Origin of the sequence: Streptomyces sp. NPDC102402, from assembly GCF_044765765.1 — a bacterium.
Classification (GTDB): domain Bacteria; phylum Actinomycetota; class Actinomycetes; order Streptomycetales; family Streptomycetaceae; genus Streptomyces.
Map to the genome: position 1 here is coordinate 85726 of NZ_JBIWKR010000009.1, position 17101 is coordinate 102826.

The following is a 17101-nucleotide window of genomic DNA, read 5'->3' on the forward strand; positions in this document are numbered from 1 at the left end:
GAGGGAAATCCGAAACGGGCCGCCGGAAAGGTCCGACGGCCCGCATCAGGGAGTGAGGATGAAACTCAGCTCAGGTGTCCACGGAATACCCAGCGTCCTGAGATTCCGGTCTCGCTGACCTTGCAGACTCCGATGCAGACGAAGATCTTGCTCTCCCCGTTGATGCAGTGGTAGTAGCCATGCACGCTGTTTCCGGGGTAGACGACGTCGATCTGCGACGCCTGATCGTGCGGGCCGGACCGCACAGGCGCGATCTTCGATCCCACCGTGTAGTTCTTGCTCTCCGGGGCGCACTTGATCGTCCCCTGGATCTGGACGGAACTGGCGGCGACCTGAACGGAATTAGCGGCTCCAGGTGTGGCAGCCTGAGCGGGGGCGCTGAATCCCCATGCGGCCAATGCGATTCCGGCTGATGTCAGCGCCACACGCTTCTGGAATTTCACTGATATTCATCCTTCATGTAGAGCTCTGCGAGATGTCATCGCCGTCCGGCCGGTCAAGGCGGTTTCAGGGCGTGGCGATTTCTCTCGGCTGGTGGGGTGATCAAGTCCTACCCCTTGCAGCGGAGTAACGGCAACCTGTGCCGCCGCTCCGTGACCCTATCTTTACCGAGGATGATTTCGGACAGCATCGATTCGGCCGAAAAAGCGGAATGGCTTATTCAGTATGTGTGATCATGGTGGTGGAGTGGTGTATCCGGCCGTGAATATCGGTGTCGATTGTTATCGGTCCGCATTGATGCGGACCGCTCTTCTGTTTCTCGTTGCGCTTTAGTATTGAATTAAACTGAAGCGAGAGAGGTGGAAGCCCCCTCTCGAGGCGGCCGCTCGGTGCGGAGTGATCGGTTCGTCGACAGGGACGGTGTGGGGTGCGGGTCCGCGCGGCGCTGGGCAGGGGTGTCCCGGCGGCGAGGCGCGGACACCGCCTGCCCGGTCGAGTGGCTCAGGCGTGCCGGCCATCTCGACAGCCTTCGCCGCCTTCCGTGCGCGCCCGGGCGGAACGAGCGCGCCAGCACCGTCCGGCCCGCGGCACGTGCGCGGGCCGGACGGTGGCTGAAGCGGGCCCGGCCACCCGAAGTGGAGGTGCTCAGGCACCAGGGGGGTGCGCCAGGCGGCCACACCGACCCGGCGGCCACACCGGCCGGGCGGTCACCGGCCCACCGGTCAGGAGCGAGGGGCCAGGCGGGGGATCTCGATCGCAGGGCAGCGGTCCATCACCATGGCGAGGCCCGCCGCGCGCGTGCGCTCGTACGCCTCCTCGTCGACCACTCCCAGCTGGAACCAGACCGCCCTGGCGCCGGCCGCCACCGCCTCGTCGGCGACACCGCCCGCCAGCTCGCCGTTGACGAAGACATCCACCACATCGACGGCGAAGGGTATGTCCGCCAGCGAGGCGTACCCCTGTTCGCCGTGGACCGTCTCGGCCTTGGGGTGGACGGGAACCACCCTCTTGCCGAAGCGCTTGAGGATCTCCGCCACCCCGTAGGCCGCGCGGGAGCGGTTGTTCGACAGGCCGACCACCGCCCACGTGTCGCCGGTCTCCTGGAGGATCCTGCGCACCGTCTCATCGTCTGCGTACATGCCCTGACAACGGGCGGTCGCACCCGGCCATTCCCCACGGGAGGGTGAATGTGCCGGTCGCAACGGCACATAAGCTGGACCGATGCAGGAGCAGTACCGGACAGTCGCCCGCGCGGGCGTGCACGAGACCGAGGTCAGCCGTTCACGCTTCCTCTGCGCTCTCGCCCCCGCCGCCACCGAGGCGGAGGCGCAGCAGTTCGTCGCGCGCGTCCGCAAGGAGCACCCCGCCGCCAACCACAACTGCTTCGCCTACGTCATCGGCGCCGATGCCTCGGTGCAGAAGGCGAGTGACGACGGAGAGCCCGGCGGTACGGCCGGCGTACCCATGCTGCAGATGCTCATGCGCCGCGAGATGCGGTACGCCGTCGCCGTCGTTACCCGCTACTTCGGCGGGGTCAAGCTCGGTGCGGGCGGACTGATCCGGGCCTACGGGGGAGCGGTCGGGGAGGCGCTGGACGCCCTGGGCACGACCACTCGCCGTCGCTTCCGTCTCGCCACCGTCACCGTGGACCACCAGCGGGCGGGCAAGCTGGAGAACGATCTGCGTGCCACCGGTACCGCCGTCCACGACGTGACCTACGCCGAGGCGGTGACCATCGCGATCGGGCTGGCGGACGCCGATGTCGAAGCGTTCAGAGCCTGGCTGGCCGATGCCACGGCCGGCTCCGCGAAGCTCGAGCTGGGTGGTGAGGCCTACGGGGATGTCGGGCCTGATGAGGGATCCGGGGCCGCGCGGCATTAGCGTGGTCGGGCCGGCCGCGTACGTCGGAGGCGGCGGAGCGGAGGACCGGCCGGGTCCTGGGGGGTGGAGGAAGTGGAACATGCGGGTCGGAGCCGTCGGAGTGATGCCATGAGGATCCTGCACACCTCGGACTGGCATCTGGGGCGGTCGTTCCACCGTGTCCCGATGCTCGATGCCCAGGCCGCTTTCCTCGACCACCTGGTGGAGACGGTGCGGGAGCACGAGGTCGACGCGGTCGTCGTGGCGGGCGACGTCTACGACCGGGCCGTGCCGCCGCTTGCCGCCGTCCAGCTGTTCGACGACGCGCTCCACCGGCTCGCCGACGCAGGTGTCCCGACCGTCATGATCTCCGGGAACCACGACTCCGCGCGCAGGCTCGGTGTCGGCGCCGGACTGATGGCGCGGGCCGGGATCCACCTCCGTACCGATCCGGCCGACTGCGCCACCCCGGTCGTGCTGCGCGACACGCAAGGGGACGTCGCGTTCTACGGTCTGCCCTATCTGGAGCCCGCCCTCGTCCGGGACAGCCTGGGCGCGCCGAAGGCGGGGCACGAAGCCGTCCTGACGGCAGCCATGCACCGGGTGCGGGCCGATCTGGCCTCGCGGCCGGACGGCACCCGCTCCGTGGTCCTCGCCCACGCGTTCGTGGCGGGCGGAGACCCCAGCGACAGCGAACGCGACATCACCGTCGGCGGCGTCGCGGCCGTCCCCGCGGGCGTCTTCGACGGCGTCGACTACGTGGCCCTCGGTCATCTGCACGGAAGCCAGAGGATCACGGAGCGTGTGCGCTACTCGGGATCGCCGCTCGCCTACTCCTTCTCGGAGCACACGCACCGCAAGACGATGTGGCTGATCGACCTCGGTGCCGGTGGAGACCTGAGGGCCGAACGCGTCGACTGCCCCGTCCCGCGCCCGCTCGCACGCCTCCGGGGACGCCTCGGCGCCCTGCTCGAGGACGCGGCCCTCGAACGGCACACGGGATCGTGGGTGGAAGCCAGCCTCACCGACCCCGCGCGGCCGGACGAACCGATGGCCCGGCTGCTCGCCCGGTTCCCGCACACCCTCAGCCTGGTCTTCGACCCCGAGCGCACCCCCCAGGACCCCCTCGCGTCGTACGCCCAGCGGCTCAAGGGGCGTGACGACCAGCAGGTGGCGGAGGACTTTGTGGCCCATGTACGCGGCGGAAGCGGTCCCAGCGCGCAGGAGCGGACGGTGCTGCGGGCCGCCTTCGACGACGTACGGGTCGGCGACGTGATCGACGAGGTGTCCCGTTGAGGCTGCACAGACTCACCCTGACCGCGTTCGGACCTTTCGGTGACACTCAGGAAGTCGATTTCGACGCCCTGTCCTCCGCCGGGATCTTCCTGCTGCACGGCCCGACCGGTGCGGGCAAGACCTCCGTCCTCGACGCCGTCTGCTACGGCCTGTACGGCGCGGTGCCCGGGGCCAGGCAGAGCCCGGGCACCTCGCTGCGCAGCGACCACGCCCCGGTGGACCGGCCTACCGAGGTGCGCCTGGAGCTGACGGTCGGGGGGCGCCGGCTCGAAGTGACCCGGCGGCCCGCTCAGCCCCGTCCCAAGAAGAGGGGCGGCGGCTTCACGACGGAGAAGGCGCAGAGCTGGCTGCGGGAATACGACCCCGGACACGGCTGGAAGGCGCTCAGCCGCTCCCACCAGGAGATCGGTGAGGAGATCGGCAGCCTCGTCGGAATGAGCCGCGAGCAGTTCTGCCAGGTCGTGCTGCTGCCGCAGGGCGACTTCGCGCGGTTCCTGCGCGCGGACGCGGAGGCGCGGGGCAGGCTGCTCGGCCGGCTCTTCGACACCCGTCGTTTCGCCGCCGTCGAGGAGCGGCTCGCCGAGCAGCGGCGTGAGGCCGAGGCCCGGGTCAGGGCCGGTGACGAGCAGATCCTCGCGCTCGCCCAGCGCATCGCGCAGGCGGCCGGCCCGGCGGCGGACGAGGCGGTGCTGCCCGTCGAGCGGCCCGGTGAACCCGGTCTCGCGGAGGGCGTCCTGCAGTGGGCCGCCGTCGCGCGCGGCGGAGCCGGTGAGCGGGTCGACATCGCCCGGTGCCTCCTGGCCGGGGCGGAGGAGCGGCACGCCGCCGCACACCGGGCGCTGGAGGCCGAGCGAGAACTGGCCCGGCTCCAGCAGCGGTACGAGGAGACCCGCCGCCGTGCCGCGGGGCTGGAGGACCGCCGTGCGGAACGCGACCGGTGCCACGAGCAGCTGGCCCGCGCGCGCAAGGCGGACCTGGTCTCCCCGGCGCTCGAGCTGCGCGAAGCGGCGGAGCGGGCCCACCGCACGGCCGCAGGCGCACGTGAGCGGTCCCGCGCAGGGCTGCCCCCGGAACTGGCCGAAGCAGGTCATGAGCAGCTGGCCGGGAAGGAACGGGCCCTCCGCGCGCAGTTGGGCGGACTCGGCGCGGCGCGCCGGGCCGAACGGCGCGGCAAGGAGATCGACGCGGAACTGGCCGGTCTGGAACGGCAGTCCCGTTCCGACGACGAACTGATCCAGGAAGCCGCGGAGTGGCTGGCCGGATGGGACGCCACCCACCGCAGCCTCCGGGAAGACGTGGAGGCCGGTCAGGACGCGGCGACCCGCGCGGAACAACTGGCCGGCCGGCTCGCCCCCGCACGCGGGAGGCTGGAGGCGGCGCGCCGGCGTGACGCCCTCGCCGCACATGAGGAAACGGCCGCGGTCGCCCTGACCACCGCGCGTGAGACCGCCGTGCACGCGCACGAGAAGTGGCTCGCGCTACGGGAGCAGCGGCTGCGTGGCATCGCGGCGGAGCTGGCCGGTCAGCTGGTCGACGGCACGGCCTGCACGGTGTGCGGATCCGCCGAGCACCCGGAGCCCGCCCGCGCGGAGGCCGGTCATGTGGACCGGGCCACCGAGGAGGAGGCGCTCACCGCCCACCAGCTGGCCGACCGGGCACGTGCCGGGGCGGAGAGGGAACTCGGAGTCCTGCGGGAACGCCTCGCGGCGGCGCGGGCGGAGTCGGCGGCGCCGGAGGACGGAGCCGGTTCCGACGAGCCGGCGGACCGGGGCCTGACCTCCGTGGCCGCACTGCGGGAGGCCGTCGAGAACCTCACCAGGGAGCACGCCACCGCGCACCGCCTGGCCGCGGGAACGCACGCGGCCAGGGAGGCCCTCGCCACTGCCGAGCGCGAGCACCTCGGCCGCCTCGACGACCGGCAGCGGGCCGAACGGCGCGCGGCCGCCCGCACCTCGCAGAGGGAAGCCCTCGACCGTGAACAGGCGGCGCTGGAGGACGAGCTGGTCACGGCCCGCGGCGCCTGTGCCTCCGTGGCGGAGCACGCCGCACTGCTCGAGCGCCGCGCAGGCCTGGTCGCCGGCGCAGCCGAAGCGCTCCGCGCGGAGCAGGAGGCGGCGGAGCGGCTCAAGGAAGCCGACGGGAGGCTCGCCGACGCCGCTTTCCGGGCGGGCTTCGACACCCCGCGCGCGGCCGCCGCGAAGCTCCTCGGCGACACCGCGCAGCGGGAGCTCCAGCACCGGATCGATGCCTGGCAGACGGAGGCCGCGGCGGTCGCCGACCGGCTCGCCGAGGAGGACGCCCGGACCGCCGCGGGCCGTCCGGCCGCGACGCCGGACGCGGCGCAGGCGGCGTACGACCTGTCCGCGAGGCGCCTGAGGGACAGCGCCGCCGTGCACGCCGCCGCGCAGGAGCGTGCGGCGGAGCTCGACAGGCTCTCGCGCCGGGTCGAGGACGCGGTGCGGGCCCTGGGGCCACGGCGTCAGGAGTACGAGAGGGTGGCCCGCCTCGCCGGCCTGACCGCGGGCACCTCCGCGGACAACGAACGCAAGATGCGTCTGGAGGCGTACGTCCTGGCCGCCCGCCTCGAACAGGTGGCCGCCGCGGCGACGGCCCGCCTCCAGCTGATGTCGTCGGGCCGCTACACGCTGGTCCACTCCGACGAGCGCAGCGGAGGCCGCAGGGCGGGACTCGGCCTGCACGTCGTCGACTCGTGGACGGGCCGGGAGCGCGACACGGCCACGCTGTCCGGCGGAGAGACCTTCTTCGTCTCGCTCGCCCTGGCCCTCGGGCTCGCCGATGTGGTGACGGACGAGGCGGGCGGCGTGCGCCTCGACACGCTCTTCATCGACGAGGGCTTCGGCAGCCTGGACGACCAGACGCTGGACGAGGTGCTCGACGTTCTCGACTCCCTGCGCGAACGCGACCGCAGCGTCGGCATCGTCAGCCACGTGGCCGACCTCCGCCGCCGCATCCCGGCCCAGCTCGAGGTGGTGAAGGAGCGGCAGGGCTCAGCCGTGGTCCACCGGGCGGCCGGCATGCTCAGCGGCTGATCGCCCGGCGGGGGAGGGGCGAGGAGTAGACGACGCTGGTGGTCACGGAGCCGAGGGCGCCGATCCGTCCCGTGACCTCCTCCAGGTGGCGCATCGACCTGGCGGTCACCTTCAGTACGAAGCAGTCGTCACCGGTCACATGGTGGGCCTCCACGATCTCCGGCGTCGTGTCCGTGAGGTCGTGGAACGGCTTGTAGTTGCCGTTGGGATAGCGCAGCCGTACGAGGGCGAGGATCGGCAGTCCCAGCCGCTCGGGGTCCACCACCGCGGTGTAGCCGCTGATCACCCCCACCTCCTCGAGGCGGCGCACCCGCTCGGTGACGGCGCTCGGGGACATCGCCACGGCGCGTGCCAGCTCGGCGAAGGTGGCGCGTCCGTCGCGCTGCAGGACATCGAGGATGCGCCAGTCCGTGGCGTCCGGGGAATACTCGGTCATGGGGCCACACAACAGGGGAAGCCCCTGCCGATCAAGCGATGTGCCGGGGATCACCGCTTCCGGACGGTGGGGGACCGGCCGTAGATTTCCGGGCATGACCTCACCGACCAGCATCACCGGCCATCCCGTCCTCCGGGTACCGCCCGCCTCCCCGGCAGCCGCCGTCGCGTACTTCGGTGCCTCACTCGCCTTCCACGCGGACGTATCGGACGTGGCACGTGCCCTGGAGGGTGACGGCGACCCCGGATTCGTCGTGCTGGACACCCGGTCCGGCGCGTCCTGGGACCAGGGGCACGTCCCCGGCGCGGTGCACCTGCCGACCGACCTGATCGGCGAGAAGGCGGCCGCCCTCCTGGACCCGGCCGTCCCCGTGGTCGCCTACTGCTGGGGACCGGGCTGCAACGGAGCGACCCGGGCCGCTCTGGCGCTCGCCGGACTCGGCTATCAGGTCAAGGAGATGCTCGGCGGATTCGAGTACTGGGTGCGGGAGGGGTTCACCTTCGAGACCTGGGAGGGGCCCGAGCGGCGCCCCGCCGACCCGCTCACGGCACCCGTGGAGGCCGGCGACTGCGGCTGCTGAGGGAGCGGGCCCCGGGCCCGCGTCCGGGGCACCCCCGGCGGACCGCTCATGAGCCCGGTGAAACGGGATCAGGAGGCGAGGAGCGCGGCGAACAGCCACTCGCCGTCGTCGTCGGCCGGCAGGCCGCTGACCTGGCCGTCACCGACTTCCACCACGCGCCACACCCCGTCCCTCCGAAGCGCCAGGTCGGTGGTGACCCAGCGGCAGCCGAGCGCGCGCACGGCCTCGCCGACGGCGCCGAGTCCGGGCTCCGGCACCCGGCCGGGCGTGTCCGGATGAGCCGTCACCCGCACGGCCTCGCCGTCCACCCACCACACCCGCGCCTCACCGCCGGGCACGAACGGCTCGTACTCCCGCAGCACCACTCCGCCGGCCAGGAAGTCGCCCTGCAGCTCGACGAACCGGCCCACGACGCCGGTGAGCCGGTCCACGTCCGCCAGCTCCGGCACGAAGCACGCCTCGTGCCACTCGTGCTTACGGGACTTCACGAAGTCCTTGACGATCCCGGGGCCCGGGGCGAGGGACCCGGCGAGGCCGGACCAGACGGCAGGGCCCGGAAGGGCTTCTCCGGCGGACAGCGCACGCCAGACGCTGCGCGGAGTGAGGCCGGCGAACGCCTCGTACCATCCCGGGAGTTCATGGGCGGTGCGGTACGCGGAGGCGTCGGTGAGCAGCGAGCAGCCACGGCCCGTGAGGGTGCGCTCCAGTTCTTCGTAACGTCCCGGCGGAATCATCCAGCCTCGGTACCCGTACGCCCCCGAGTCCCGGGCGACCCTCCCCGTCGCGGCCCGGGTGTCCCCGGCGAGCAGCGCGTCGTGGTCCAGCAGGGCGATCCGCGCGCCGGCGCGCCGCGCGGCGGCCACCTCCTGGGCGAACCGGGGATCGGGGTGGCCCCGCCGCAGCGGGTCGCGGCAGAACAGGAAGCCGGGCGGAGTCATGCGGTGTCCGTCCTTCGGGCCGTCAGCGGGTGAGGGGCGGGGCGGGCCGGGGGCGTGCGTGCCCCCGGCGCCCTCCGGCCTCAGAGCTTGGACAACTCGTCGACCAGGTCGTCCAGTCCGAGCGACCCCTGTGAAAGGGCCGCCATGTGCCAGGCCTTGAGGTCGAACGAGTCGCCGTGAGCCTTCCTGGCGTTCTCCCGTCCCAGCAGCCAGGCGCGCTCGCCCAGCTTGTAGCCGATGGCCTGCCCCGGCATCGACAGGTAGCGGGTCAGCTCGCTCTCCACGAAGTCGGCGGGCCGCCCGCTGTGGCTGCCGAAGAACTCCTCGGCCAGATCCGGAGTCCACCGCTCGCCCGGGTGGAACGGTGAGTCCGCGGGGATCTCCAGCTCCAGATGCATGCCGATGTCGACGATGACCCGGCAGGCGCGCATCATCTGGGCGTCCAGATAGCCCAGGCGGCGCTCCGCGTCGGGCAGGTAGCCCAACTCGTCCATGAGCCGCTCGGCGTACAGCGCCCACCCCTCGGCGTTGGCACTGACCTGGCCGACCGACGCCTGGTAGCGCGACAGGCTGTCGGCGACGTGCGTCCACTGCGCAATCTGCAGGTGGTGGCCGGGCACACCCTCGTGGTACCAGGTGGACACCAGGTCGTAGACGGGGAAGCGGGTCTCGCCCATGGTGGGGAGCCAGGTGCGGCCCGGTCGTGAGAAGTCCTCCGAGGGCCCCGTGTAGTACGGAGCTGCGGCACCTCCGGCAGGAGCGATCCGGGACTCGACCTTCCGTACCCGCTCGGCGAGTTCGAAGTGGGTGCCGTCGAGTGCCTCGATGGCCTCGTCCATCAGGCCCTGCAGCCAGACCCGGACCTCGTCCACGCCCTCGATGTGCCTGCCGTGCACGTCGAGGTGGGCGAGCGCCTCCCAAGGGCCGGCTCCCGGGAGGATCTTGTCCGCCTCGGTCCTCATCTCGGCCAGCAGCCGGTGGTATTCGGACCAGCCGTAGGCGTAGGCCTCGTCGAGGTCCAGATCCGTGCCGTTGAACTGGCGCGCCCAGCGGGCGTAGCGTTCCCGGCCGACGGTGTCGGGGGCGCCCTCGACCGCGGGGGCGTACACGTCCCTCATCCAGTCCCGCAGCGCGACCAGCGCGCCGGTGGCCCGCCCGGCTGCTCGGTCGAGCTCCACGCGAAGGGCTTCCGGCCCCTCGGTCACGAAGTCCTGGAAGAACGCCGTGCCGCCGTTCTCTCCCGCCCAGGTCTCCAGCTGGCCGACGAACGTCGCTGTCGGGCGCGGGCCGCCGTACAGCTTGCGCTCCAGGCCGAGCGCGAGCGAGGCCCGGTACCCCTCGAGTGCCGCGGGAACCGCACGCAGACGGTCCACGACCGCCGTCCAGTCCTCGTCGGTCGCCGTCGGCATCGCCGAGAACACGTCACGGAGACTGTGTGCCGGAGAGTGGATGTTGGAGACGGCCCGCAGCCCCTCCTCGGCGTCATGGACGGCGAGTTCGGCTGTGAGGCGCTCGCGCAGCAGGCGGGCGCAACGCCGTTCCTCGTCGGCCTCAGCTCCCGGGACCCGCTCCGCGGCGTCGAGTTCCGCCAGGGTGCTGCGGATGAGTCCGGCCATGGCGGCCTGACCGGCGGGCGAGAAATCGGGCAGCCGGCGGGAGCTTTCCGCGACACCGAGATAGGTACCGGTGATCGGGTCGAGTTCGATGTACGCGTCGACGTAGGCGTCGGCGACCTGGCGCGGCAGTGCGCTGCTCGATGTGTCTGACATACGGACATCCTCGTACGGCGGGGGCCCTCCCGTCACGGGGGAAGGGACTTCGGCCAGGAAGATCCCCCGGTGCTCAGGAGCCGGGGCGCGTCTCCGCGGAGTCGGCCGGATTCCGCGCGTCCGCCGTGGGCGGCATCAGAGGGCCGCACTCCCACTGCTGGAAGATCAGCCGGGTCTCCACACGCGCCACCTCGCGGCGTGAGGTGAATTCGTCGAGCACCAGGCGCTGCAGATCCGTCGGGTCCGAGACGGCGACGTGCACCAGGTAGTCGTCGGGCCCGGTGAGATGGAAGAACGCCCGGGACTCGGGGAGCGCCCTGATGCGTTCGACGAACGGACCGATGAGCTCCCTGCGGTGCGGCCGGACCTGAACCAGCAGCAGCGCCTCCAGGCCGCGGCCGAGCCGTGCCGGGTCGAGCCGCAGGCGGTGTCCGAGGATCACGCCGGAGCGGCGCAGCCGTGCCACGCGGTCCAGGCATGTGGACGGCGCCACCCCGACTTCGGCGGCGAGCTCCCGGTACGTCGTCCGCGCATCGTTCTGCAGGAGACGCAGAATGTGCAGGTCCACCGGATCCAGTACGACTGATTCAGCCATCGGGCGAACGTAGCACGGCGACAGGCCGCATTCATCCGGCTCCTGTTCAGTCTGGTGACATGGACACCGAAGCCTCCTCGCTGACATCCCAGCCCTCCTTCCGGTCCAGGGCCCTCTCCACCGAAGCGGTGCACGCCGGACGCGACGATCTCGCCTCTCTCGGTCTGCACGCCGCGCCGATCGACCTGTCCACCACCTATCCCTCGTACGACTCCCGGGGTGAGGCCGCGCGCATCGACGCCTTCGCCGCCACCGGGGCCAGGCCCGACGGGCCGCCCGTGTACGCACGGCTGGACAATCCGACGACAGGCCGCTTCGAAACGGCGCTCGCCCGGCTGGAGGGCGCCTCCGGCGCGGTCGCCTTCGCCAGCGGAATGGCGGCGCTCACCGCGGTCCTGCTGGCCCGTGCGAGCCTGGGGCTGCGGCATGTGGTCGCCGTGCGCCCGCTCTACGGCTGCAGCGACCACCTGCTGGGTGCCGGCCTGCTGGGCACCGAGGTGACCTGGACGGATCCCGCGGGCGTCGCCGACGCGATCCGTCCGGACACCGGTCTGGTGATGGTCGAGACGCCCGCCAACCCGACGCTGGCCGAGCTCGACATCCGGGCCGTGGCGCACTCCTGCGGCTCGGTGCCGCTCCTCGTCGACAACACCTTCGCCACCCCCGTGCTGCAGCGGCCTCTCGAGCACGGCGCCCGGATAGTGCTGCACAGCGCCACCAAGTACCTGGGCGGTCACGGTGATGTGATGGGCGGCGTCGTCGCCTGCGACGAGGAGTTCGCCGCGACCCTGCGGCAGGTGCGCTTCGCCACCGGCGGGGTGCTGCACCCGATGGCCGGCTATCTGCTGCTGCGCGGGCTGTCCACCCTGCCGGTCCGGATCCGGGCGGCGTCCGCCGCAGCGGCGGAACTGGCCCGCAGGCTCTCGGCCGACCCCCGCGTCGCGCGGGTGCACTACCCGGAGATCGGCGGTGCGATGGTGTCCTTCGAGGTGTTCGGGGATCCTCACCGGATCATCGCGGGGGTCCGGCTGATCACGCCCGCTGTGAGCCTCGGCAGTGTGGACACCCTCATCCAGCATCCGGCCTCCATCAGCCACCGCATCGTGGGTGAGGGAGACCGGAGGGCCGCGGGTGTCGGCGACCGTCTGCTGCGCATGTCGGTCGGCCTCGAGGACGTCGAGGACCTCTGGGCCGATCTCTGTCAGGCGCTCAGCGACCGAAGTGCCGCTCCGCCGAATCGGTCCGGGGCGTCGACGGCGTCCCCGGCCGTGTCGCCGGTCCCGTCGCCGGCCGTTCGAGCTGCTGGGCAGGAACCTCGGCCAGTCGGGCCGTGATCACCAGCGTCCCCTCCTCTATCTGGTAGTCGAGAGGCAGCGAGAGCGCCCGCATGGCGGCCACCATCCCCGTGTTGTGGGCCTGGGTCACCGCGTACACGCTCTCGCACCCCGCCTCGACGGCCAGGGCCACCAGTCGGCTGAGCAGCTCGGAGCCGATGCCGCGGCGCTGCCAGTCGTCCTCGACGAGGAGCGCGACCTCGGTCTCGTCCCCGTCCCAGAGCAGGTGACCGAGCGCCACCAGCCGGCCGGAGGCCGTCTGCACGGCGAGCGTGCGGCCGAAGCGCGGGCTCAGCAGGTGGTCCAGATACCGGTCGGCGTCCCGGACCGGACCGTGGTAGCGCAGGCCGAGCGTGCCCTCGGAGCAGCGGCCGTGCATGGCGAGGGCGGCGTCGAGGTCGCCCTGGTCCGCGCGGCGCACGGTGATCTCGTTGCCCTCGGGGAGGGTCAGGACGTCCTCGCTGCGGGGCACGCGCGGACCGAGCCGCGCGTCGAGCTCGACCAGGGCCCGTGCGCGGGCGAACTCGGTCGGGGTGAAGGGGAGGTAGGGGCGCTCGACGCTGATGACCCCGCCCGACGGGTCGCGCAGCCTCATCACGGTGTCCTCGAGGACGCCTTCCACCGGAGCGCTCTCCCCGGTGGGGCGACCGGTGATCGACAGGGCGGGCAGTGAGTGGATGGTGCACCGGCCCAGGAGCTGCCGCAGTGCCAGCGGGAGTTCGGCGGCGTCCAGCGCGGTGCGGGTGGCGAGGCCGAGGACCCGGGTGGGCGTGTCCACCAGGTCGTGCGCGTCGGCGCGCTCGATCCACGTGGAGGAACCGCCGGCGTCGGAGATCTCCCGGGTGAGCTGGTGGGCCGGCAGCGCCGCGGGAGCGCGCAGCAGGAACTCGTCGACGGTGCCGTCGGCCAGCGGGTGGGTCTGCAGGGTGAGGATGTCCACGCGGTGAGTCGCCAGGGCGGTGCAGAGAGCGGCCAGGGTCCCGGGGGCGTCCCGCACGGTCGTCCGCATCCGCCACAGCACCGTTTCGGTCAGCTCCCCGGCGGCGGGGAGTTCCTGGCCGCCGCCGGTATCGGTGTCCGGGGGCGGCGCGTGGCTGTGGCGACGTGCCCACCAGGTGTGGAACGCGGCCGTGGCGACGAGGGCCACGGCCGAGGCGATGAGCAGATAGGGACCGTCGGGCTGGTGCCCGATCAGGTTGGCGATCGCGTCGGCCACGGCGACCGCGGTGAAGAGGGCCGCCAGCTCGATCAGGTCCCGCCGCCAGTGGTGCGGACGGCGGGCACTCTTCGCGGATGTCACATCAGTCATGTCCTCAACTGTGACCGAACGGTGTTGCCTGATCACGAACGGATTGTGACTGATGGGTTACGTGTGGATCTGGTCGCCTTCAGCACCTTTTCCGTGTCCTGGCGGGGGACGGGCCCGCTCACAGCCCAGGGTGCCCGGGGATCGCGTGGACTCACTGCCCGGTCCGTCCCGGCTGCAGGACCTTGCTGAACAGGACGGTGCCGCCCTGTGCCCGAAGCCGCACGGTCAGCTCCCCGCTCCCGCCGTCGATGTCCACCTCGCCGAAGAACTGCGGCGACTCCATGGGGGACACGTTCGCCCGGTCGGGCGCCCGCACGAAGACCCGCTCCGGGCCGAACGTTCCGTCCAGCGCGTTGGCGGGGAAACCGCCTGCCGCCAGCGGTCCGGAGACGAACTCCCAGAACGGCGCGAAGTCCTTGAACGCGGCACGCTCGGGGGAGTAGTGCTGAGCCGAGGTGTAGTGCACATCGGCCGTCAGCCAGACGGTTCCGGTGATGCGCCGGTGCTTGATGTGGCGCAGCAGTTCGGCGATCTGCAGCTCCCGGCCCAGCGGCGCGCCGGGGTCGCCCTGCGCGACCGCCTCGAAGTCCGTGGCTCCGTCCGGGACCACCAGCCCGAGTGGCATGTCGGCGGCGATCACCTTCCACACCGCCCGCGATCGCGTCAGTTCGCGCTTGAGCCAGCTCAGCTGCCCGGCGCCGAGGATCCCCGTGGTGTCGTCGGGCTGCCGCCCGGGGGAGTTGGCGTTGCGGAACGACCGCATGTCCAGCACGAACACATCGAGCAGAGGTCCGTGCCGCACGACGCGGTGCATGCGCCGTTCGTCCGGTGACGCCTGCAGGGTGGGTACGGGGAAGTACTCGCGGAAGGCACGCATCGAGCGGGCGGCGAGGAGGTCCACGTTCTTCTCGGTGTAGCGCACGTCGTCGAGGATCTGCCCCGGGTACCAGTTGTTGCGCACCTCGTGGTCGTCCCACTGGATGACGGAGGGTACCTGTGCGTTGAACGCTCGCAGATTGTCGTCGAGCAGGTTGTACCGGAAGTTCCCGCGGTACTCGTCCAGGGTTTCGGCGACCTTCGACTTCTCCGGGGTCGTGATGTTGCGCCAGATCCGGCCGTCGGGCAGCGTCACACTGGGTTCGAGCACTCCGTCCGCGTAGATGTTGTCGCCACTGCACAGGAAGAAGTCCGGATCCAGACGTCGCATCTCGTCGTACACCCGGTAGCCGCCGATGTCGGGGTTGATGCCCCAGCCCTGCCCCGCGATGTCGCCCGACCACAGGAACCGCACCCCGTCCCGGCGGCCGGCGGGGGCTGTGCGGAAGGTTCCGTACACAGGCCTTCCGGTGCGGCGGGGGTTGTGCGGGTCGGCGAGGGTGACGCGGTAGTGCACCTGCTCCCCGGCCGGCAGCCCGTGCAGCGCGGTCGTCCCGGTGAAGTCCGTACCGGACCCCACCAGCGGGCCGTTCCAGGTCCGGGCGCGGCGGAAGGACTCGGTCGCGGACGTCTCGACCGTCATCCGGGCCGGACGGTCGGAGCGCACCCACACCAGGGCGGACGACGCCGTCACATCGCCCACCTGGACACCCCACGGCGCGCTCGGCCGGCCCGACAGGGCGAAGGCCGGCGCCGTGGTGAACGCCGCGGGCACGGCGACGGCGGCCGAGGCGAGGAGAGAGCCGCGCAGGACGGAACGGCGGCCCGGGGCCGGGATGAGGGGACGGCTGGACATCGATGCGCCTCCAGGGCGAGCCGGGCTGCCGGAACAGCGTCTACGTACGGGCTGGTTGCGGACCCATACCTAGTCCCCGGCGGCGGCGGGCACCCCAACCGCAGATGAACAACCGGGTCGGTCCGCTCCTACGCCCCGGCGGTCCGGCCCCTCCGGACGGCTTCGGCCAGGAGGCGGACCCCGTTCTGGAGGGCGGCGGGCGCCAGATGCGCGTAGCCGAGCACCAGGCGGACCGTGCCGTCGTCCACGGCGTCCGCGTCGTCCGCCGTGCAGTCGCTCAGTGGACGCAGTGCGATGCCTGCGGCGGCCGCCCGCCGCAGGAAGTCGCCCTGGGAGCCGCACGGTTCGGGCAGACGGGCGATGATGTGCAGGCCCGCGGAGATGCCACTGACCTGCGTCCCGGGGAAGTACGCGGCCAGTGCTCCCGTCAGGGCGTCCCGGCGCTCCCGGTACGCGCGCTGACAGCGGCGCAGCTGCCGGTCGTAGCCGCCGCCGCTGACGAAGTCCGCCAGTACGGCCTGGTCGACCGACGGGTTCCCGAGGTCCATCGTCCTCTTACGGGCGACGATCTCGTCGGTCATCGACGCCGGGGCGATCAGCCAGCCGAGCCGCAGACCGGGCGCCAGGGACTTGCTGACCGATCCGGTGTACACGACGTGTTCCGGGTCCAGGCCTTGCAGAGCCCCGACGGGCGCCCGGTCGTAGCGGAAGTCGCCGTCGTAGTCGTCCTCCATGATCACCCCGGAGGTGCTGCGGGCCCAGTCGAGCAGGGCCCCGCGCCGATCGGCGGAGTAGGCGATGCCGGTGGGGAACTGATGAGCCGGGGTCGTGACCACCGCGCGCACCCCGGAGCGAAGGAGCGGCTCCAGGGCCAGGCCCTCGTCGTCGAGCGGCAGGGGGAGCGTCGTCAGGCCGGTGGAGGCGAACAGCGAGGCGTGCTCGGGGCTTCCGGGATCCTCGGCACCGACGGTCGTCTCACCACGCCCGCGCAGGACGAACCCGAGCAGGGTCGTCGCCTGGGCCACACCGGAACACACGACCACCCGCTCCGGATCGGCCACCACGCCGCGCCGCCTGGCGAGCAGGGACGCCAGCGCCATGCGCAGCTCGGGCAGGCCACGCGGGTCCGGATAGCCGAGGGCGCTGTGCGGCAGACGGTCCAGGACCGTGCGGTGAGCCGCAGCCCACGCGCTCCGTGGGAAGAGCGCGAGATCCGGCGTGCCCGGCCGGAAGTCCACCTGGAAGCCGGACGCCCGCGGTGACAGATCCCGCGCGGTCCTGGCGGCGGGCCGCACGGTCCCGCTCACCCAGGTTCCCGCGCCCCGGCCGGACCGGAGGTAGCTCTCTGCGGTGAGCTGCTCGTACGCCTCCGTCACCAGGCCGCGCGACACCCCGAGGTCGGAGGCGAGTTCACGGCTGGCCGGGAGACGGGTCCCCGCCGGCAGACGGCCCGAACGCACGGCGTCGCGCAGGGCCGACTGCAGCGCGCGCCCTCGCCGGCGTGCCGGGGCGGAAGCGGCCGGGAGCAGGAGTTCCCAGGCGGCGGACGCACCTGGACGGCCTTCCTCGGGGACAGGGCCGGTCGCTGGCCCGGTGTCCCCCGGATCGGGCCTGCCTGGATCGGTGCCCCCCGGATCGGGCCTGCCTGGATCGGTGTCCCCCGGATTGGGCCTGCCTGGATCGGTGTCCGCCGGATTGGTCCCCGAAGAGGTCATGGAAGTGGACCTTAAACCGGACCGCGGTGGAATCTAGCGTCGCCCT

At 72.2% G+C, this 17101-nt stretch carries 13 protein-coding genes and 1 pseudogene; 5 read left to right on the forward strand and 9 right to left on the reverse strand.

The window, feature by feature from the left end:
* Nucleotides 1-65 precede the first annotated feature (65 nt).
* Together ACIRJR_RS24915 and ACIRJR_RS24920 are read right to left on the reverse strand one after the other, a co-directional pair.
* Complete coding sequence (locus ACIRJR_RS24915; protein WP_403784428.1) at nt 66-443, reverse strand: hypothetical protein; 378 nt, start codon at nt 441-443, stop codon at nt 66-68.
* Between the two features lie 720 nt (nt 444-1163).
* Nucleotides 1164-1580, reverse strand: coding sequence for a CoA-binding protein (locus ACIRJR_RS24920; RefSeq protein ID WP_403784430.1), 417 nt, complete (start codon nt 1578-1580; stop codon nt 1164-1166).
* An 82-nt stretch (nt 1581-1662) separates the two neighbouring features.
* Between ACIRJR_RS24920 and ACIRJR_RS24925 the strand changes: the two genes are divergently transcribed.
* The 3 genes from ACIRJR_RS24925 to ACIRJR_RS24935 all read left to right on the forward strand — a co-directional run bounded on the left by ACIRJR_RS24925 (nt 1663) and on the right by ACIRJR_RS24935 (nt 6647).
* Entirely contained in the window at nt 1663-2322 is a 660-nt protein-coding gene (locus ACIRJR_RS24925; RefSeq protein ID WP_403784432.1) for a YigZ family protein, read from the forward strand.
* Nucleotides 2323-2430: 108 nt separating this feature from the next.
* Nucleotides 2431-3597, forward strand: a complete 1167-nt coding sequence (locus tag ACIRJR_RS24930) for an exonuclease SbcCD subunit D (protein ID WP_403784434.1) — start codon at nt 2431-2433, stop codon at nt 3595-3597.
* On the forward strand, nt 3594-6647 hold the full coding sequence (locus tag ACIRJR_RS24935) for an AAA family ATPase (protein ID WP_403784436.1): 3054 nt from the start codon (nt 3594-3596) through the stop codon (nt 6645-6647). The genes ACIRJR_RS24930 and ACIRJR_RS24935 overlap by 4 nt, the downstream gene beginning before the upstream one ends.
* Here ACIRJR_RS24935 and ACIRJR_RS24940 read toward each other — a convergent pair.
* Complete coding sequence (locus ACIRJR_RS24940) at nt 6637-7083, reverse strand: Lrp/AsnC family transcriptional regulator (RefSeq protein WP_403784438.1); 447 nt, start codon at nt 7081-7083, stop codon at nt 6637-6639. The genes ACIRJR_RS24935 and ACIRJR_RS24940 overlap by 11 nt on opposite strands.
* A gap of 94 nt (nt 7084-7177) precedes the next feature.
* Between ACIRJR_RS24940 and ACIRJR_RS24945 the strand changes: the two genes are divergently transcribed.
* Nucleotides 7178-7663, forward strand: coding sequence for a rhodanese-like domain-containing protein (locus tag ACIRJR_RS24945; protein WP_403784440.1), 486 nt, complete (start codon nt 7178-7180; stop codon nt 7661-7663).
* A 68-nt stretch (nt 7664-7731) separates the two neighbouring features.
* Here the strand turns inward: ACIRJR_RS24945 and ACIRJR_RS24950 are convergent, their stop codons facing one another.
* The 3 genes from ACIRJR_RS24950 to ACIRJR_RS24960 form a co-directional block, all read right to left on the reverse strand.
* Nucleotides 7732-8601 carry an ATP-grasp domain-containing protein gene (locus ACIRJR_RS24950; protein WP_403784442.1) on the reverse strand — a complete coding sequence of 290 codons (870 nt, stop codon included), beginning with the start codon at nt 8599-8601 and terminating at the stop codon, nt 7732-7734.
* Between the two features lie 80 nt (nt 8602-8681).
* Nucleotides 8682-10370 (reverse strand): DUF885 domain-containing protein, encoded by a 1689-nt coding sequence (locus tag ACIRJR_RS24955; protein WP_403784444.1) that lies wholly within the window; start codon nt 10368-10370, stop codon nt 8682-8684.
* A 73-nt stretch (nt 10371-10443) separates the two neighbouring features.
* Nucleotides 10444-10965 (reverse strand): Lrp/AsnC family transcriptional regulator, encoded by a 522-nt coding sequence (locus ACIRJR_RS24960; RefSeq protein WP_403784446.1) that lies wholly within the window; start codon nt 10963-10965, stop codon nt 10444-10446.
* Between the two features lie 59 nt (nt 10966-11024).
* On the opposite strand from ACIRJR_RS24960, the gene ACIRJR_RS24965 reads away from it, so the two are divergent.
* Entirely contained in the window at nt 11025-12299 is a 1275-nt protein-coding gene (locus ACIRJR_RS24965) for a trans-sulfuration enzyme family protein (protein ID WP_403784448.1), read from the forward strand.
* Here the strand turns inward: ACIRJR_RS24965 and ACIRJR_RS24970 are convergent.
* The 3 genes and pseudogenes from ACIRJR_RS24970 to ACIRJR_RS24980 all read right to left on the reverse strand — a co-directional run.
* A pseudogene (locus ACIRJR_RS24970) lies at nt 12190-13608 on the reverse strand (GNAT family N-acetyltransferase); the annotation flags it as partial. The gene ACIRJR_RS24965 and the pseudogene ACIRJR_RS24970 overlap by 110 nt on opposite strands.
* Before the next feature lie 151 nt (nt 13609-13759).
* Nucleotides 13760-15340 (reverse strand): alkaline phosphatase D family protein, encoded by a 1581-nt coding sequence (locus ACIRJR_RS24975; protein ID WP_403784450.1) that lies wholly within the window; start codon nt 15338-15340, stop codon nt 13760-13762.
* A gap of 128 nt (nt 15341-15468) precedes the next feature.
* The gene (locus ACIRJR_RS24980; RefSeq protein WP_403784452.1) at nt 15469-17055 is read right to left on the reverse strand and encodes an aminotransferase class I/II-fold pyridoxal phosphate-dependent enzyme; all 1587 of its coding nucleotides are present in this window, start codon (nt 17053-17055) and stop codon (nt 15469-15471) included.
* Nucleotides 17056-17101 lie beyond the last annotated feature (46 nt).